At 75.4% G+C, this 2,564-nt stretch carries 3 protein-coding genes; 2 read left to right on the top strand and 1 reads right to left on the bottom strand.

Features of this window, described 5'->3' with window-relative positions:
• Positions 1 to 728 (bottom strand): adenylate cyclase regulatory domain-containing protein (locus tag AC0CYZ_RS15385; RefSeq protein ID WP_472216814.1); only part of this gene is annotated, 728 nt, incomplete at its 3' end.
• 83 nt (positions 729 to 811) lie between these two features.
• Between AC0CYZ_RS15385 and AC0CYZ_RS15380 the strand changes: the two genes are divergently transcribed.
• The gene (locus tag AC0CYZ_RS15380; RefSeq protein ID WP_472216812.1) at positions 812 to 1,720 is read left to right on the top strand and encodes a metallophosphoesterase family protein; all 909 of its coding nucleotides are present in this window, start codon (positions 812 to 814) and stop codon (positions 1,718 to 1,720) included.
• On the top strand, positions 1,711 to 2,379 hold the full coding sequence (locus AC0CYZ_RS15375; protein WP_472216810.1) for a 4'-phosphopantetheinyl transferase family protein: 669 nt from the start codon (positions 1,711 to 1,713) through the stop codon (positions 2,377 to 2,379). The genes AC0CYZ_RS15380 and AC0CYZ_RS15375 overlap by 10 nt, the downstream gene beginning before the upstream one ends.
• The last annotated feature ends 185 nt before the right edge of the window (positions 2,380 to 2,564 follow it).

Here is a 2,564-nt window from a genome sequence, read left to right as displayed (position 1 = left end):
AGGTCGGTGAACCCCACGAGGTCGGCGAAGCACACCGACACCTCCTGCGCGCCCTGCAGCCGCCCCGCCGTCGACTCCTCGAGGGCGACGGCGTGGGAGCGGATGCGGTCGGCGAGGGCCACGGCCACCAGGTGGGTCAGGTGCAGGGCGTCCTCCTCGGCGAAGCGCCGGGCCTCGATCGCGTAGCGCAGCGCCGTCTCCGAGTCGGGCTCACCCGCCGCCAGCAGCGCTTCCCCGATCAGCGACCCGAGCGCGTCCGCCATGTTCAGCACCCCGCGCCCGATCGCGCGGACCACGGGCAGCATCTCCTCGTCGGTGAACCCGAGCGCGCGGTAGCCCTCGATCCGCTGCGCGATCTCGGCGTCCTCGTCGGTGTACATCTCCTCGGTGGGGTCCGCGGACACCGGGCGTCCCAACGCGCGGAACCACTTCGCGATGACCTCCGGGTCCTGCCCGGTGTGCTCGCAGATCGAGGCCATCGACCAGCCGTCCTCGGGGTCGAGCGTGCGCTCGAGCAGCAGCAGGCCGAGGCGGTCGCGCGCGATGGCGTCGCGCATCGTCTCCACCCCGACGCCGTCGCGGGCCAGCGCGTCCAGCACCTCGACCCGGGTGCGGCGCTCCCGCCCGCTCAGGCCCTCGAGGAGACCGGCCCGGTCGAAGTCGGTCTCCGCCATCGCGGACCGGAGGCGACGCGGGAGCGGCAGCGACGTCAGGTGGCGGGGCGGCACGGGGTCATCGTGACGCAGACGGCGCCCGGCGTCGCGCGATGGTGCCCGGTCGGTACCGGTCGCCGACTACCGTGATCGGTGAGATGGCTCCCCGACTGCTCGCGACCAGCGACCTCCACGTGAACCGCACCGAGAACGAGGCGGTCGTCGAGGACCTGCACCCCACCGACCCGGGCGACTGGCTCATCGTCGCCGGCGACGTCGGGGACCGGATCGAGCACCTGCGCCGCACCATGACCACCCTCGCCGGGCGCTTCGCGCGGGTGATCTGGGTGCCGGGCAACCACGAGCTGTGGACGCAGCGCGACGAGGAGACCGACGCCGTCGGGCCGGCCCGCTACGCCGCGCTCGTCGAGGTGTGCCGGGCGTGCGGGGTGCTGACGCCCGAGGACGAGTGGCCGGTGTGGGACCCGGACGGCACCGCGGGCGGGCCCGCGCTGATCTGTCCGCTGTTCCTGCTCTACGACTACTCCTGGCGGATGCGCCCGGACATGGTCGGGCTCGGGGACCGCGAGGCGCTCGACGTCGCCCGCGAGGCCGGCGTCGTGTGCACCGACGAGATCCTCATGTCGAGCGACCCGTTCCCCGGGCCGCCGCAGTGGTGCGCCGAGCGACTCTCCCTGGCCCGGGAGCGGCTGGCGGCCCGCCCGGCCGGGATGCCGACGGTGCTGGTCAACCACTGGCCGCTCACGGCGCTGCCGCTGCAGGTGCTGCGTCACCCGGAGTTCTCGCTGTGGTGCGGCTCGGCGGCCACCGCGCGCTGGCACGTCGAGTACGACGCGGCCGCGGTCGTCTACGGACACCTGCACCTGCCGCGCACCACGTGGGAGGACGGCGTGCGCTTCGAGGAGGTGTCGGTCGGCTACCCGCGCGAGTGGGAGCGCCACGGCCTCGTCCGCGGCCCGCTGCGCCAGGTCCTGCCGGCGCCGCCGGCCCAGGAGCGCGACCCGTTCACGGCGTGGGCCGTCGCGCAGGGGGCACGGTGGCGGTAGCGCTGCTGTCGTCGGTGCTGCCGGACTCGGTGGTCGCGGTGGCCTGCGGGTCCGACGACGACGCGGGCCCGCTGCACCCGAGCGAGGAACCGGCGGTCGAGCGGGCGGTGGCGTCGCGGCGGGCGGAGTTCACGACGGCGCGGACCTGCGCGCGGGAGGCGCTGGCCGCGCTCGGGGCGCCGGCCGAGGCCGTGCCGGTGGGGGACAAGCGGGCGCCGGTCTGGCCGGACGGGGTGGTCGGGTCGATCACGCACACCCGCGGGTTCCGGGGCGCGGCGGTGGCGTGGCGCTCGGAGGTGCGGTCGGTGGGGATCGACGCGGAGGTGCACGACGCCCTGCCCCGCGGGGTGCTCGACGCGGTGTCGTCGCCGGGGGAGCGGTCGATGTTGTCGGCGCTGTCGGCCGCGCGGCCGGAGGTGTCGTGGGACCGGCTGCTGTTCTCGGCGAAGGAGTCGGTCTACAAGGCGTGGTTCCCGCTGACGGGGCGCTGGTTGGGGTTCGAGGACGCCGAGCTGGTGGCCGCGGCGGACGGGACGTTCCGGGCGCGGCTGCTGGTCGAGGGGCCGACGGTGGACGGGGTCGTGGTGTCGGCGTTCGAGGGTCGATGGGCCGTGGACGGCGGGATTCTCGTGACGGCGGTCGCGCTCCCGGCGCGCTGAGGTCGGTCGCCAGGGCCTTCCCGGCGCGGCCAGGCCCTCGCCCAGGCCCTCCCCGTTGATCAACAGCACGTGGGGCAGCTCCGCGGGCCCGTGGGGCGGCCTGGTGTGCCCGTGATCAAAGGGGGCGCAGGCTTCGGCCGCCCCGACTCGCCGAGGGGCACACCTCGCAGCTCCGGGCGCGTTCC

It is taken from the genome of Actinomycetospora sp., assembly GCF_055612215.1.
This window is presented reverse-complemented; position numbering and strand designations above follow the sequence as displayed.